12 protein-coding genes are annotated in these 15,132 nt (G+C 66.3%); 5 read left to right on the forward strand and 7 right to left on the reverse strand.

What is annotated here, in order from left to right; genetic code table 11:
• Nucleotides 1–13: 13 nt before the first annotated feature.
• The gene (locus AC5Y21_RS00890; protein WP_499908479.1) at nt 14–772 is read left to right on the forward strand and encodes a maleylpyruvate isomerase N-terminal domain-containing protein; all 759 of its coding nucleotides are present in this window, start codon (nt 14–16) and stop codon (nt 770–772) included.
• A gap of 4 nt (nt 773–776) precedes the next feature.
• Here AC5Y21_RS00890 and AC5Y21_RS00895 read toward each other — a convergent pair whose 3' ends face one another.
• From AC5Y21_RS00895 to AC5Y21_RS00905, 3 genes are all read right to left on the reverse strand, one after another.
• Nucleotides 777–1,094, reverse strand: coding sequence for a hemophore-related protein (locus AC5Y21_RS00895; RefSeq protein WP_499908917.1), 318 nt, complete (start codon nt 1,092–1,094; stop codon nt 777–779).
• Between the two features lie 204 nt (nt 1,095–1,298).
• The gene (locus AC5Y21_RS00900) at nt 1,299–3,320 is read right to left on the reverse strand and encodes an FAD-dependent oxidoreductase (protein WP_499908481.1); all 2,022 of its coding nucleotides are present in this window, start codon (nt 3,318–3,320) and stop codon (nt 1,299–1,301) included.
• Nucleotides 3,317–3,886 (reverse strand): PadR family transcriptional regulator, encoded by a 570-nt coding sequence (locus AC5Y21_RS00905; protein WP_499908483.1) that lies wholly within the window; start codon nt 3,884–3,886, stop codon nt 3,317–3,319. The genes AC5Y21_RS00900 and AC5Y21_RS00905 overlap by 4 nt, the downstream gene beginning before the upstream one ends.
• A gap of 220 nt (nt 3,887–4,106) precedes the next feature.
• Between AC5Y21_RS00905 and fdxA the strand changes: the two genes are divergently transcribed.
• From fdxA to AC5Y21_RS00925, 4 genes are all read left to right on the forward strand, one after another.
• Complete coding sequence (gene fdxA, locus AC5Y21_RS00910) at nt 4,107–4,433, forward strand: ferredoxin (RefSeq protein ID WP_067257596.1); 327 nt, start codon at nt 4,107–4,109, stop codon at nt 4,431–4,433.
• 41 nt (nt 4,434–4,474) lie between these two features.
• Nucleotides 4,475–5,569 carry a succinyldiaminopimelate transaminase gene (gene dapC, locus AC5Y21_RS00915; RefSeq protein WP_499908919.1) on the forward strand — a complete coding sequence of 365 codons (1,095 nt, stop codon included), beginning with the start codon at nt 4,475–4,477 and terminating at the stop codon, nt 5,567–5,569.
• A gap of 73 nt (nt 5,570–5,642) precedes the next feature.
• Entirely contained in the window at nt 5,643–8,030 is a 2,388-nt protein-coding gene (locus AC5Y21_RS00920) for an amino acid permease (protein WP_499908921.1), read from the forward strand.
• A gap of 73 nt (nt 8,031–8,103) precedes the next feature.
• A complete protein-coding gene (locus tag AC5Y21_RS00925) occupies nt 8,104–9,366 on the forward strand; it encodes an alpha/beta hydrolase fold domain-containing protein (RefSeq protein ID WP_499908485.1) in 1,263 nt (420 codons plus the stop codon).
• 22 nt (nt 9,367–9,388) lie between these two features.
• Here AC5Y21_RS00925 and cysC read toward each other — a convergent pair whose 3' ends face one another.
• The 4 genes from cysC to AC5Y21_RS00945 all read right to left on the reverse strand — a co-directional run bounded on the left by cysC (nt 9,389) and on the right by AC5Y21_RS00945 (nt 15,096).
• Nucleotides 9,389–11,296, reverse strand: coding sequence for an adenylyl-sulfate kinase (gene cysC / locus AC5Y21_RS00930; RefSeq protein WP_499908923.1), 1,908 nt, complete (start codon nt 11,294–11,296; stop codon nt 9,389–9,391).
• 23 nt (nt 11,297–11,319) lie between these two features.
• Nucleotides 11,320–12,243: a sulfate adenylyltransferase subunit CysD gene (gene cysD / locus AC5Y21_RS00935; protein ID WP_499908487.1), complete on the reverse strand. Its 924-nt coding sequence runs from the start codon at nt 12,241–12,243 to the stop codon at nt 11,320–11,322.
• Entirely contained in the window at nt 12,240–13,052 is an 813-nt protein-coding gene (stf0, locus tag AC5Y21_RS00940; RefSeq protein WP_499908489.1) for a trehalose 2-sulfotransferase, read from the reverse strand. The genes cysD and stf0 overlap by 4 nt, the downstream gene beginning before the upstream one ends.
• Nucleotides 13,053–13,170: 118 nt before the next feature.
• Nucleotides 13,171–15,096, reverse strand: a complete 1,926-nt coding sequence (locus AC5Y21_RS00945) for a protein kinase domain-containing protein (protein WP_499908490.1) — start codon at nt 15,094–15,096, stop codon at nt 13,171–13,173.
• Nucleotides 15,097–15,132: the final 36 nt, after the last annotated feature.

Here is a 15,132-nt window from a genome sequence, read left to right on the forward strand (position 1 = left end):
GTATACGCACCCCGTGCGGCATCGGATCGACAGCGAGCGCTTTCCCGAATGGCAGCCATTCCTGGACGCAGTGCAACAGCGGCGCCCCGACGCCGGCACCTGGTGTGAGGCTTGGACGGTCCGCGACCTCGTGCTCCACCAGGCGGGAAACGCCGAAGAACTGGCCCGCGTCCTGCGCGCCCACCTGGAAGGCGAACCCGTCGGCACGCGCGGTTTCGAAGAACGCGAGGGTCCGCTGCGCGACATGAATGATGCCGACCTGTGGGAAGCGCTGCACGAGCGGATGGCGACCCTGAACGTCGTCGCCGAGGCGGCGGATGAAGTCCCGGCTGACACCGACGTCGCCTGGACAGGTCGCACCATGAAGGTGCCATGGTTCGCCGAGCACATGCGTGAAGAGCTCGTCTTGCACGGCTGGGATATCACCGGCGACGACCCGGCCGCCCAGGCCCGACTTGCCGAGCCCTGGATGACGACGCACAGCGTGGTCGCGGTGGGACGCCCGCTACTCGCCAAAGGCGCCAAAGGACTGCGCGAAAAAATAGAGGCCCGGCTGCGGGTCCCGGGCACCGACGATGTTTTAGTAAGCGCCGACGCCGATCACACCACCATCGAGCTCACCGAATCCGACGGCGATGCCACTCTGGAAACCGACGCCGCCGCACGAGTCTTGCTGCTGTGGGGACGTCGACCCGGCGACCCGGCGCGGATCTGTAGCCGCGCCGGACCGGAAACCCTGGGCCGAGTGCGCCGCCTGCTCTGCGGCTACTGATTGCTCAGTAGTTGTTACAGACCGCCGCGACCCGCTGGACGGTTCCCTGGTATTTCGGAGGTAGCTGCGCTAACATCTGCTGCCGCTCCGGCGAACCCGGTGGCGCGGCCAGGAAGTTGTTCAAATAGCCCTGCACAGCAGTGCTTCTGTTGAACTGGGCGGCCGTTGCCGGGTCGGTCGCGTTGAGGGCCCTGATCACCTGCCCGTAGTCGCACGTCGTGTTGAGTGCATCCGGATCCGCGGAAGCGACGCCGGTCGCGGCGCTCAACGCGAACGCAAGACCACCGAATCCGGCGGCCAGTTTGGTCAGTGACAACCTCACCATTTGTGGACCTCTCCCATTATTTGTACCGTCGCAAAAGACGGCGATCACAGCTGCCCAGCGGGTTGCCGTCTGTCGTCGAGGCTACCAGCCCTCCTGGGTCTGCTTCCATCGGGAAAGGTATCGCAAAACCCGCTCGGAGTCTTACTTTCCGCAGGTCAGCATTCCCATCTGGGCCTTGCTGTGAAAATGCTAGGTAGACCATTAGAGTTGCGCGGCCAGCTCGGTGCCCTGCTTGATGGCTCGCTTGGCATCCAGCTCCGCGGCGAACGCCGCACCGCCGATGATGTGCGGGTCGATGCCGATGCGCCGCAATTCGGTCTCCAGGTCGCGTACCGGCTCCTGGCCGGCGCAGACCACGATGCTGTCCACCGCGAGCACCTGCGGTCTCCGACGAGCCTTGCCGAAGCTGATGTGCAGGCCGTCGTCGTCGATGCGCTCGTAGTTCACCCCGGAGAGCTGATGGACGCCTTTGGCCTTCAGCGATGCCCGGTGCACCCATCCGCTGGTCTTGCCCAGTCGCTTGCCCTGCGGACCTTCGGTGCGCTGCAACAGGTACACCTCACGGGCGGGCGGTGCCGGAATGGGAGTGGTCAAGGCTCCGCGGGCTTCTTGCGGGTCGACGACACCCCACTCGGCTTTCCAGTCTTTGACGTTCAGGGTCGGGGAATGCTCGGTGACCAGGAGTTCGCTCACGTCGAAGCCGATGCCGCCGGCGCCGATCACGGCCACCGTTTTCCCGACCGGTTTGGCGCCGGTGATCGCCTCGGCATAGGTCAGCACCGTGGGGTGGTCGATGCCGGGGATGGCCGGAATGCGCGGCACCACCCCGGTAGCCAGTACGACGACGTCGTAGTCGGTCAACTCGCCGGCCGAGACGCGGGCACCCAGCCGGACCGAGACGTCGTGCTTGGCTAGCATCGTCGAGAAATACCGGACCGTCTCGTTGAATTCCTCTTTGCCCGGGATGCGGCGGGCCATGTCGAACTGGCCGCCGATGAAGTCGTTGGCTTCGAAGAGGGTCACGCGATGACCCCGCTGGGCGGCGTTGACCGCGGCCGCCAGCCCCGCCGGGCCGGCTCCGACGACGGCAACCGCGCGGGCCCGTCGCGTCGGGGACAAGACCAACTTGGTCTCGTGCCCGGCCCTCGGATTGAGCAGACATGACACCGTCTTCTTGACGAAGGCGTGGTCCAGACAGGCCTGGTTGCATGCGATGCAGGTATTGATCTCGTCGGCCCGATCGGATTGCGCCTTGAGCACCCACTCGGGGTCGCTCAACAGCGGCCGGGCCATCGATATCAATTGCACCTGCGTGTCGGCCAGGATCTGTTCGGCGGCCTGGGGCATGTTGATCCGGTTCGAGGCCACCACGGGGACATCGACGTGTTCGGCGACGGCGTTGCTGATGTCGACGAACGCGGCGTTGGGCACCGAGGTGACGATCGTCGGCACCCGCGCTTCGTGCCAACCGAAGCCGGAGTTGACGATGGTGACGCCCGCGGCCTCCAGTTCGGTTGCCAGCGAGACGATTTCGTCCCAGCTCTGGCCTCCCTCGACGTAGTCGGCCAGCGACATTCGGTAGCAGATGATGAAATCGGGTCCGACGGCCGCACGGATGCGACGCACGATCTCGACCGGGAAGCGGCGGCGATTGGCGGGGGTGCCGCCCCAGGAATCGGTGCGCTTGTTGGTGCGCGGCGCCAGGAATTGATTGAGCAGATATCCTTCGCTGCCCATGATTTCGACCCCGTCGTAGCCGGCGTCGCGGGCCAGCTGCGCGCAGCGGACGAAGTCTGCGATGGTCGCTTCGACACCGCGCGACGTCAGCGATCGCGGCCGAAACGGGTTGATCGGCGCCTTGATCGACGACGCGCTCACCGAAAGCGGGTGGTATGCGTAGCGTCCGGCGTGCAGGATCTGCAGCAGAATCTTGGCGCCCGAGTCATGGACCGCGCTGGTGATGCGCCGATGCCTTCGCGCTTGCGTCGAGGAGACCATTTCCGAGGCGAACGGCAGCAGCCAGCCGGTGCGGTTGGGTGCGTAGCCGCCGGTGATGATCAGTCCGACGCCGCCGCGGGCGCGTTCGGCGAAATACTCGGCCAGTCGATCGATGTGGCCGGCCCGGTCTTCCAGTCCGGTGTGCATGGAACCCATCACCACCCGGTTGCGCAAAGTGGTGAAACCAAGGTCTAACGGAGACAACAGGTTCGGGTAGGGATTCACCGGTGCTCCCGCAGCGCTTGGACCACCTCGTCGAGCCAGTCGATGGCACTTTCTTCGGCCCGCATGCCGCCGCGCAGCACCAGGTATTGGTGCAGCGCGCTGCCGCGCAACACGGACGGATCGGGGAATGCCCGCTTCTCCAGTCCGCGGTAGGTGTTCAGCGAGTCGGCGCGTTCGGCGCTCAGCGCGGCGATCTGAGCGCGAAGTGCGCCGACGTCACCGAAGACGGCGCCGCGCAGCTTGACGGCTATCTCGCGAGTGCTGCTGTCGCTGAGCGCGCTGCCTCGACCGGGCCGGGCCGCGCTCAGTGGCTCGGCGATCCAGCGGGCCAGTTCGGCCCGGCCGCTCTCGGTGACGGTGTACACCTTCTTGTCCGGCCGGCCATGCTGGGCCACGGTCGTCGAGTGCACCCACCCGTCGTCCTCCATCACCCGCAAGGTCCGGTAGATCTGCTGATGGCTTGCGGCCCAGAAGTATCCGATGGACCGGTCGAATCGCCGGGCCAACTCGTACCCCGAGCCGGCCTGTTCGCACAGCGACACCAGGATCGCGTGGGGTAGCGCCACCCGGGCAGCATAAATGCCTCGCCTGCGCCGCTCTGCACCGCTATGCAACTCAGTGCATACGGCTGGACATATTTGCGGGCGTGCCCAGTGGTTGAGGTGTATGTGCAACGTCTAGTATCAGTAACCGAAACGCTCCGCCTACTAGGGCTACGACGGCCCGGGCGTTGCGAATAGCAGCCCACACCGAGCAGTACATAGAGGACACGTTGAGGAGACGTCCGTGACGTACACGATCGCCGAACCCTGCGTCGACATCAAGGACAAGGCATGCATTGAGGAGTGCCCGGTCGACTGCATTTACGAGGGTGCCCGGATGCTCTACATCCATCCCGACGAATGCGTCGACTGCGGGGCCTGTGAACCGGTCTGTCCTGTCGAAGCGATCTACTACGAAGACGATGTGCCGGACCAGTGGAGCCAGTACACGCAGATCAACGCCGATTTCTTCGTCGAGCTGGGATCGCCTGGCGGGGCGGCCAAGGTCGGCATGACCGAGAACGACCCGCAGGTGGTCAAGGACCTGCCGCCGCAGGGCGAAGGCGACTGAGCGAGCCGTTGCGGCGTGAGCCTGTGATGGGCCGGGCTGCCGTGTCGGCGTCCCTGCCGGTGTTCCCCTGGGACACCCTGACCGACGCGAAAGCGCTGGCTGAAGCCCATCCGGACGGCATCGTCGACCTGTCCGTCGGAACGCCCGTCGATCCGGTCGCGCCGCTGATCCAGGAAGCGCTGGCGGCGGCCGCTTCGGCACCCGGGTATCCCGCCACCGCGGGCACCGCGCGGCTGCGCGAATCGGCGGTGGTCGCGCTGGCCCGCCGGTTCGGCATCACCGGGCTGGCCGAGTCGGCGGTGCTGCCGGTGATCGGCACCAAGGAGCTCATTGCCTGGTTGCCGACTCTGCTCGGGCTGGGCCCGGCCGACGTGATCGTGGTGCCGGAGCTGGCGTATCCGACCTACGAGGTGGGCGCCCGCCTGGCCAACGCACAGGTGCTGCGTGCGGACTCGCTGACCCAGATTGGCCCGCTGTCGCCCGCACTCATCTACATCAACTCGCCGAGCAACCCGACCGGGCGGGTACTGGGTGCCGACCACCTGCGAAAGGTCGTGGGGTGGGCGCGTGACAGAGGTACCGTCGTGGCGTCGGACGAGTGCTACCTGGGCTTGGGCTGGGACGCCGAGGCGCCAGGACTGCTGTCGGTGCTGCATCCCTCCGTCTGCGACGGTGACCACACCGGCCTGCTGGCCGTGCACTCGTTGTCGAAGAGTTCGTCGCTGGCCGGGTACCGCGCCGGTTTCGTGGCCGGAGATCCCGGCCTGGTCGCGGAACTGCTGGCGGTGCGCAAGCACGCCGGGATGATGGTCCCGACGCCGGTGCAGGCCGCCATGGTGGCGGCCCTGGACGACGACGACCACGAGACGCTGCAGCAGGAGCGCTACTCGCGGCGACGGGCCGCCCTGGCACCGGCGCTCTGCGCGGCGGGTTTTGCCATCGATCATTCGGAGGCCGGGCTGTATCTGTGGGCTACTCGTGGTGAGTCATGTCAGGACACCGTCAGGTGGCTGGCCGCGCGCGGCATCCTGGTGGCGCCCGGCGATTTCTACGGCCCCGGCGGCGCGCAGCATGTGCGAGTCGCACTGACCGCCACCGACGAACGAATCGCCGCAGCGGTCAGCCGGCTCGGCTAACCACCCGCGAGGAGACGCAAAATCGCAAAAATTCCGGCGAGTCGGTGCGATTTTGCGTCTGCTCGCGGTGGAATTGGGCGTGGCATCTAACACAGGTTCGGCTGCCAAGCCGCGTATCCCGGTGTCGATCGGGGATATCGCCAGACGCGTCTTTCTGGGCAAGCCGCTGATCACCGAAGATCTCAACGCCGAGAAGCTACCCAATGGGGTTGCGCTCGGCGCACTTTCGCCGGACGCGATCTCGTCGACCGCCTATGGCCCCGAACAGATCCTGATCGAACTGCTGCCGCACGCTGGGCTGGCGGCGTTCGCGTTGCTGCTTCCCGTCACCGGCGTCATCTTGCTGATTCTGGTGCTGGTCACCGCGTCCTACCGGCAGGTCGTCATGGCCTATACCCGAGCGGGTGGGTCCTACATCGTCGCGCGGGAGAATTTCGGACCCCGGGTGGCCCAGGTCGCCGCCGCGGCACTGCTGATCGACTACGTGGTCACGGTGGCCGTGCAGTCGGCGGCTGGGACGGTCGCGGTGGTGTCGGCGATTCCGGTGTTGGGTCCCTACAGCCTGGAAATCACCGTCGGCGTGGTGATCGCCATCTGCTACGCGAACCTACGCGGCCTGAAGGAAGCGGGAATGCCGTTCGCCGTGGCGACGTACTCCTTCATCGTCATGATCGGCTTGACGATCGTCGTCGGTGTGATCCGCGAAATATTCTGGGGCTTACCGAAATACGAGCCCCAGCATATCGCCGGAACTGTTCCGGTGCATCAGGGCAGCGGATTGGTCATGGGCGCAACGATTCTGGTGCTGCTGCGCGCGTTCGCCAATGGCGGTTCGTCGCTGACGGGTGTCGAGGCGATCTCCAATACCGTCGACGTGTTCCGAAAGCCTGAGGGCCGCAATGCACGTCGGGTGCTCACGGCCATGGCCTGTGTTCTCGGATTCCTGCTGGCAGGCGTGGCCTATCTCGCATACGCCACCCACGCCACGCCGTACAAAAGTGAATACCCTTCGGTTCTTTCGCAAATCGGCCAAGCCGTCTTCGGCAAGGGAGTGATCGGCGATATCTTCTTCTTCCTCGTCCAAGCCGCAACGGCCGCCATCCTGTTCACCGGTGCCAATACCAGCTTCAACGGGTTCCCGGCACTGGCCAGCTTCGTCGCCGAAGACCGCTTCCTGCCGCGGCAACTGACCAAACGCGGTCACCGCCTGGTGTTTTCGAACGGCATCATCATGCTCACCGCGCTGTCGGTGGCGCTGCTGGTGATCACCGGCGGCTCAGTCAACGCGCTGGTCCCGTTCTACGCGATCGGCGTGTTCACCGGATTCTCGATGGCCGGCTACGGGATGACCAAACACCATCTGACTCGTCGGGAACGCGGGTGGCGACGCCGGCTGGCGATCAACCTTTCCGCGGCGATCCTGTCGACGGTGGTGGTCGGCATCTTCGCGGTGGCGAAGTTCACCGAGGGCGCCTGGCTGGTGGTGGTCGTCTTCCCCGTGCTGGTGTTCGTGTTGATACGACTCAATAAGGAATATCGGGCCGAGGCCGCCATTCTCGAGATGTTCCGCACCGACCGCCCCGAGTTGGTGAAGTACGCCAGGCACCGGGTGTTCATTTTCGTGAACTCGCTCGACCTCGCGGTGATCGAAGCGCTGCGGTACGGCAAGGGATTACGGGCCGACGAGCTGATCGCGGTGCACTTCATGGTCGACGCGACTCATGCCGCGCAATTGCGAAAGCGTTGGGAGCAGTTCGACCTCGATACCCGGCTGCGTGTCGTCGACTGTCCGGACCGGCGGGTCACCCGCGCCGCGCAGCTGCTGGTTGCCAAGGCGGGCAAGGAACATCCAGACACCAACGTGACGGTGTTGCTGCCACGTCGTACCTATGCGCCGCTGCTGGGCCGGCTGCTGCATGACCGCACCGCCGACAAGATCGCCCGCGCCGTCAGCCTCCTGCCGAATGCGGCCGCGACGATCGTGCCCTACGACGTGCAATCGCGGGTCCAGGAGGCATATCCCGAACGCTTCGAGCAACGGGTGGCCCGCGAGCTCGACAAGCTGGAAGCCTGGGTTTCGCAGGGCGAAAGCCAGGACGTCGAAGCGTATGAGCATCCCGAACATTCCGAACGGCCGTCGTCGGTGATCACCGTGGCCGGTCTGATTCCCGGACAGCGCGCCACCTTCGAAGGCCGGGTCAGTCAAGTCGAGGACATCGCCAAGGGAAGGCGCACGTTTCGCTGGATAGTGGTCGGCGACGACACGGGCGAGATCAGCATCTCTTTCCGCCCCGGCAATGGGGGCGCCGACATCCAGCCCGGCCAGCTGCTGCGGATCATCGGCAAGCCCCGCCAGAGCGGTAATCGGCCGATCACGATGGTCGATCCGGCATATCACGTCATCGAGGATCCGGGGAACACCGAAGACACCGGACAACGTGCGGATTCCGAAGGCAGTTAGATTCGGTTACCAGTGGGAACCCGTGGTAACCGAGGGGAACACTGTGCAAGGAATCCGAGGGGAGAGATCAGCGGTGAAGCGAGTGTTGGCGGTGTTGGTGTCCGTTCTGAGTTTGGGGTTTACCGCCAACGGCTACCGGCCGCTGACCAAGCGCGGCTACGGGTCGCTGTATGCATTCGGCTACGGCCTGTTCGCGTCGGAGCTTCCGGTGCCGACGCTCGCTGCGCAGCTGACGGCGCTGGCTGCGGTGTCGCGCCGGCTGTCTCCGCGGGTGCGCCTGTTCAGTTGGGCGGTGTCGGCAGTGTCGTGGCTGGGGCTGCTCGGTCTGCAGTACTGCGGGCGCAGGGCCAACGAACCGTTGACCGCTGCGCTCGACCAAGGGCTGGGCCCGAACCGTCGCACCGAGTCGGGCGATTTGTGGCAGCGCCCGGCGCCCGGGGGAGCCACCGCGAAGAAACCCGGCGTCGTGCGCATGATGCGTATCTACCGTGACTATGCGCACGACGGGGACATCAGTTACGGAGAGTTCGGCTCCCGGAATCATCTCGACATCTGGCGCCGGCCCGACCTGGACCGCGGCGGACGTGCTCCGGTGTTGCTGCAGGTTCCCGGCGGCGCCTGGATGGTGGGGAACAAGCGCGGGCAGGCACATCCGTTGATGAGCCACCTGGCCGAGCTGGGCTGGGTGTGCGTGGCCATCAACTACCGGCTCAGCCCGCGCTCCACCTGGCCCGACCACATTGTCGACGTCAAGCGGGCGATCGCTTGGGTCAAGGAGAACATCGCCGAGTACGGCGGCGACCCGGACTGGATCGCGATCACGGGCGGCTCGGCCGGCGGGCATCTGTCGTCGCTGGCTGCCGTCACCCCCAACGATCCCCAGTTCCAGCCGGGGTTCGAAGCTGCCGACACGCGGGTGCAGGCGGCTGTCCCGTTCTACGGTGTCTACGATTTCACCCAATCCGACAACTCGATGCATCCGTTGCTGACGCCGGTGGTGGCGAAGAACGTATTCAAGGTGAGCCGGACCGAGACCGCGGAGCCATTTCGGATTGCCTCGCCGCTCACGCACGTTTCTGCGGACGTACCCCCCTTCTTCGTGCTGCACGGCCGCAACGATTCGCTGATTCCGGTCGAGCAGGCGCGCAGGTTCACGGCGCGGCTGCGTGAGGTCAGCCGAAATCCCGTCGTCTACGCCGAGTTACCTTGCGCGCAGCACGCTTTCGACATCTTCGGGTCGGCCCGTGCGGCGCACGCCGCGGTGGCGGTCGAGCAGTTTCTTGCCGAGGTCTACGTGTCAGATCGGCAAAGCGTCGAGCGGCCCGCGTACGGGTGACTTTGTCACGCCGTTTCTGTAGCTAAGCGGGCGGGCGCGGACTGCGCTGGTCGAGCAGCGCAATGACCTGAGCGGCGAGTTCATCGATGTCGGCATTGGTGGTGTCGAGCGTGAGGTCGGGGTCCTCCGGCGCCTCGTAGGGTGCGTCGACACCGGTCAGGCCGTTGAGTTGGCCGCTGCGCGCACGCGCGTACAGGCCTTTGGGGTCACGCTTCTCGCACTCGGCCAATGACGTGGCGACGTATACCTCTATAAAGGGCAGCTTGGCGGCCGCGTTGAGGTCGCGGGCGATCTCGCGGTCCGACTTCAGCGGCGACACCAGCGAAGCCAGCGCGACCACTCCGGCGTCGGCAAGCAGGCGGGTCAAATGCCCGACCCGCCTGATGTTTTCGGTGCGGTCGCCGGGTGAGAAGCCCAGATCGTCGGACAGGCCGTGGCGCAGGTTGTCGCCGTCGAGCAGGTAGGCCACCCGCCCGGATTCCACGAGCGCGCGCTCCACGGCCACCGCGATCGTCGACTTGCCGGATGCCGGGAGACCGGTGAACCAAATGGTGGCGCCGGTTTGTCCGGTGGCGCCCCAGCGGTAGCCGCGGTCCAGCGACGACGGATGCCAACGGATGTCGGTGCGCGCATGAGTGCCCGGCTTGACCTCCCGGGCTTCGATAATCGTGCCGGCGCCGACGGTGTCGTTGGTGGACTCGTCGATGAGGATGAACGCGCCCATGCCACGGCTGTCGTCGTAGCTGTCGGCGACGACGACGGAACTGGTCCGCAGGGTGACGGTGCCGATGTCGTTGAGCGCCAACTCAACTGGCCCGTCGAGTTCGTCGAGCGTCTCGGGGTCCAGCCGCGAGTGCAGCGCCTGCACGGTGGCCCGCACGGTCTTGGTGGTCTGTTTGAGCGCGAGCCGGTCGCCGGCGCGCAGCGGGGAATCGATGAACCAGCACACCGTTGCGTCGATTTCGCGGGCCAGTACCGGCGCGGTGGCGTCGTCGGCACCGCTGATCAGCACATCGCCGCGGCCCACGTCGATGTCGTCGGCCAGTTCCACCGAAACCGACAGGGGTGTGACGGCCGTGGTGCGGTCGTCGTCGAGAGTGTCCAGCGCGGTCACCGTCGAGCGGGTGCCGGCGGGCAGCGACACCACCGGATCGCCGACGCTGAGGGTGCCGGCCGCGAGGCGCCCGGTGTAGCGGCGGCGCATCTCGGCGGTGGGCCGCGACACCCACTGCACCGGCAGCCGCAGGCGCGACGCCTCGGCCTGCGGCGCGGTCAACTCGATGCCCTCCAGGTACTCCAGCAGCGTGGGGCCGCCGTACCACGGTGTGCGATCGGAGCGGTGCACCACGTTGTCCCCGTGCTTGGCCGCGATCGGGATCACGGTGATGTCCGTGCTGCCCAGCCGTGCCGTCATCTGGCGCAGCTCGGCTTCGACTTCGGCGAACCGGGCCTCGTCGAAATCGACCAGGTCGATCTTGTTCACCGTCGCGACGAAGTGCCTGATGCCCAGCAGGCTCGCGATCCGGGCATGCCGGCGGGTCTGCCGCAGCACCCCGGCTCGTGCGTCGACCAACAGGATCGCCACGTGTGCGTTGGAGGCGCCGGTGAACATGTTGCGGGTGTAGCGCTCATGGCCGGGCGTGTCGGCGAGGATGTAGCTGCGGGTTTCGGTGGAGAAGAACCGGTAGGCGACGTCGATCGTGATGCCCTGCTCGCGTTCGGCGCGCAGGCCATCGGACAGCGCGGCCAGGTCGGCGACACCCTCTGCGTCGGTGACGGCCTCGAGGTGATCCAGCGGCAGGCTGTCGGTGTCGTGCATGAGCCGGCCGATCAGGGTGCTCTTGCCGTCGTCCACCGAACCCGCGGTGGCGATGCGGAGCAGCTGCCGGGTGACGGTGGCAGGCCTGTCGGCAGTCTTGTCGGCAGTCATCTTGGCAGTCATCTTGGCAGTCATCAGAAGTACCCTTCGCGCTTGCGGTCTTCCATCGCGGCGGCCGAGGTGCGGTCGTCGGCGCGGGTCTCGCCGCGCTCAGAGACCGTCGCCGCGGAGATCTCGGCGATGACCCGGACGATGTCGGTGGCGGTGGAGCGTACCGCGCCGGTGATGGTCAGGTCGCCGACGGTGCGGTAGCGCACCCACTCCCGGGCGGAGGCTTCACCGGTCTGCGGGCTGGCGTATTCCGACACCGCCAGCAGGATGCCGTCCCGTTCGAACACCTCACGTTCGTGGGCGAAGTAAATCGGCGGCAGCTCGAGGTCTTCCAGCTGGATGTAGCGCCACACGTCGAGCTCGGTCCAGTTGCTCAGCGGGAACACCCGCACTTGTTCGCCTTTCTTGATCCGGCCGTTGTAGAGCGTCCACGGCTCGGGGCGCTGCGCCCGCGGATCCCATTGGCCGAACTCGTCGCGGAAGCTCAGGATTCGTTCCTTGGCGCGGGCTCGTTCCTCGTCGCGGCGGGCGCCCCCGAACGCCGCATCGAAGCCGCCCGCATCCAGCGCGTCAAGAAGCGTCCGGGTCTGCGCCCGGTTGCGCGAAGCCCCGTGGCCGGGGTCGGCTACGCGTCCGTTGTCGATGGATTCCTGCACCGAGGCGACGATCAGTTTGTGTCCACGGCCGGTGACCCGGCGGTCCCGGAATTCGATGACCTCGGGAAAATTGTGGCCGGTGTCCACGTGCATAACCGGAAACGGCAGCGGTAGCGGACGAAATGCCTTCTCCGCCAGGCGGAGTAGCACAATGGAGTCCTTGCCGGCGGAGAACAGCAGCACCGGCCGCTCGAGTTCGGCCACCACTTCGCGGATGATATGTACCGCCTCGGCTTCCAGCAGCCTGAGCTCGTCGACTCTTCGGGTTTCTGTGGTGATAGTCGCAGTCATGTTGGTAGTCCCTCTCTTTCGGCGTCCGCGCGGTAGCGGTCCACCCACTCGTCGGAACGCTGGTCGGCCTGTCGCTCCAGTACCGGCTCGGGCGCCAGTCGCCGGTCAAGCCCCAACGCCTCGAGGACGTCGCCAACCACCTGAGTCAGATTGCGCCACAACACCGGATAGGCGATCTCCATCGGTTCGACGCCTTCGTCGGCGAACCAGCTTTGCCAGCCTTTCTCCTGGGCGCGCAGCATGGCAACAGTGTGTGCAATCGCTCCGGCGTGATAGGTGGCGCGCGCATCGCGGACCGGATCGGGTCGGCCGCGCCAGACCCGGGTCTGCACCGCCCGCCAGAATGACACCGCCTGCGACACCACGTCGGGCCGGTGGATATGGATCAGCAGTGGCTCCTCGCCGACGACGTCGCGGATCGCGGCCAGCAGGCTGCTGTCGGACGGGCCGGATCGATTGGGCAGTTGGCGCGCGCGGTCCAACAGTAGCGGGGTTTGGTTCCACATCAGCTTGCCGCCCCACACCCCGTTCGGTGTTCTTCCGACCGTGCGGATGTAATCGCGCCAGATCTCGGCCGGTGCCAGGTCGGGCGTCCCAACGTCCAGCGGGTCCAGCAGGCGCAGTACCGACTCGTCCTGGACGCCGGCAAACCACTCCCGCGGCTGGGGGGCCTGGCTGGTCGCGGGTAGATATTGGAAGAACTCCTGGGGTTCGCCGGCCACGCCGGTGGCGCGCAGGGATTCGACCAGCAGCGTGCTGCCACTGCGCTGGGACGCCAGGACCAGGTATGACGACGGGGTGTCTGCCACCCTGGCAGCCTAGCGGCAAGGAAAGTTGGTGCAACACAGGGAATTACCTTCACGCTGAAGATAACCATTGCGCGTGGTGCAGTTGTGCACAAAGTGAAGCACCGGCTGTCAGAGCTGCTCAGCGGATGAGTGCGATCACCGAGACGGTGTTGTCGTGGTTGGTGGTGTAAATCTGTCGGGTGCTGACGTCGGCGGCTATTCCCCAGGGGTCTTTGCCGAGCCTGATGGTCCCGGTGACCGTGTGTCGGGTGAGGTCGATCAAAGACACGGTGTTGTCGGCTTCGTTGGCGACGTATGCGGTGTGGGTGGTCGGGTCAGCGGTGACACCATACGGGTGTTTGCCGACCGGAACGGTAGCGGCGACAGTGTGGTTGGTCAGGTCGATGACCGACACCGTTCCCTCGGCTTCGTTGGTGGTGAAGGCGGTATGCGTGGCGGGGTCGACCGCCACGCCCCGCGGGTCGTTGCCGACGGTGACGGTCGCGGTGACAGTCCGGTTAGCGGTGTCGATCACCGCTACGGTGTTGTCGCCATTGGCGGTAAAGGCGGTGTGGCTATCGGGGTCGACGGCTACCCCGAACGGATTTTTGCCGACGGTGATGGTGGTGGTGACGCTGCGCCTGACGAGGTCGATCACCGACACGTTGCCGTCCCACATGTTGGTGGAATAGGCGGTGTGGCTGACGGGATCGATTGCCACACCCCATGGTTGGCTGCCCACGGCAATGGTGGCCACGAGTCGCCGGTTAGCGAGGTCGATTACCGAAACGGTGTCGTCGCGGTTGTCGGCCGTGCAGGCGATGCCGGCGGCGGGGTCGACGGCTATTCCCTCCGGGCCTTTGCCGACGGGGATGGTAGCGGTGACGGTCCGGGTGGCGGTGTCGATGACCGAGACGGTGCTGTCGCTGAAGTTCGCGGTGTAGGCGAAGTGGGTGGTCGGGTCGACCGCGATTCCTTCCGGGTGTCTGCCGACGGGGATGGCGTCGATCACGGTGCCGGGCACCAGGGACGCCGTCGCCCTGGCGCCGGGGCTGTGGGCGCCGGAAGCCGTGTCGCGTCGGTGGCTGGCCCCGAGGCTGATGGTTGCCGCAGTGGCCAGGAGGACTGCGGCGGTCGCTGCGACCAGGGCGATCTTGCGGCGGCGTTTGGTGCGCGGTCGGCCGGCAGGTGTGTCGTAGCGTGCCTGGGGCGCGCGGGCCAGCGCCTGTCTTGCCTCGGCGGCCAGCTCCCCGGCACTCGAGTACCGCTTGTCCCGAGTCTTGGCCATGCCATTGGCGATGACCTTGTCCAAGGTGGACGGGATATCGGGGCGTTGGCGGCTTGGACGGGGGATGGGCGCGGTGAGATGTGCGGCGATCAGCGCGGCCAGGTCGCCGGTCGGATAGGGCGCGGTACCCGTCAAGCACTCGTAGAGCACGCAGGCCAGGGCGTAGATGTCGGTGCGGTGGTCGATCTCCTCGTTGGCGAGCCGTTCGGGAGCCATATAGGCGAATGTTCCGACCGTGTTGCCGTCGGTGGTGAGTTTGGCGTCGGTGGCAGCATTGGCCAGCCCGAAGTCGACCAGGCAGGCGAAATCCTCGGGCGTGAGCAGGATATTGGCAGGTTTGACGTCGCGGTGGACGATCTGTTCGGCGTGCGCCGCGTCCAGCGCCGCGGCGATCTGGCCGACGATCCCCACCGCCCGCGCCGGGTCCAGCGGTCCGCTGTCGTCCAGCACCACCCGCAGGTCGGAGCCGCGAATCAACCGCATGTCGATATACAGCTGCCCGTCGATTTCGCCGTAGTCGTGGATTGGAACCACATGGGGCTCGTTGAGCCGGCCCGCGGTGGAGGCCTCCCGAAAGAGCCGTCGGCGGAACACCGGGTTACCCGAGTACGACGTCGGGAGCAGCTTGAGGGCGACGGTCCGGTTCTTCCTCGTGTCGTATGCCTCGTACACCTCGCCGAATCCGCCGCGACCCAGCACCTTATTCAGCAGATAGTGGCCGAACCGCGACGCGTCACCCCACTCCGCGGTGGTATCCCCGTTCGGCGGCTCATGCACCACCAGCACCTCCCGGTTCTCAGCTTATGGTCGACC

This window comes from Mycobacterium sp. NGS41 (assembly GCF_059812725.1).

Bases quoted from the DNA above. Each gene is read 5' to 3' on its own strand.
- cysC (WP_499908923.1), bottom strand. From the start codon at position 11,296: ATGACTGCCGACAAGACTGCCGACAGGCCTGCCACCGTCACCCGGCAG.
- cysD (WP_499908487.1), bottom strand. From the start codon at position 12,243: ATGACTGCGACTATCACCACAGAAACCCGAAGAGTCGACGAGCTCAGG.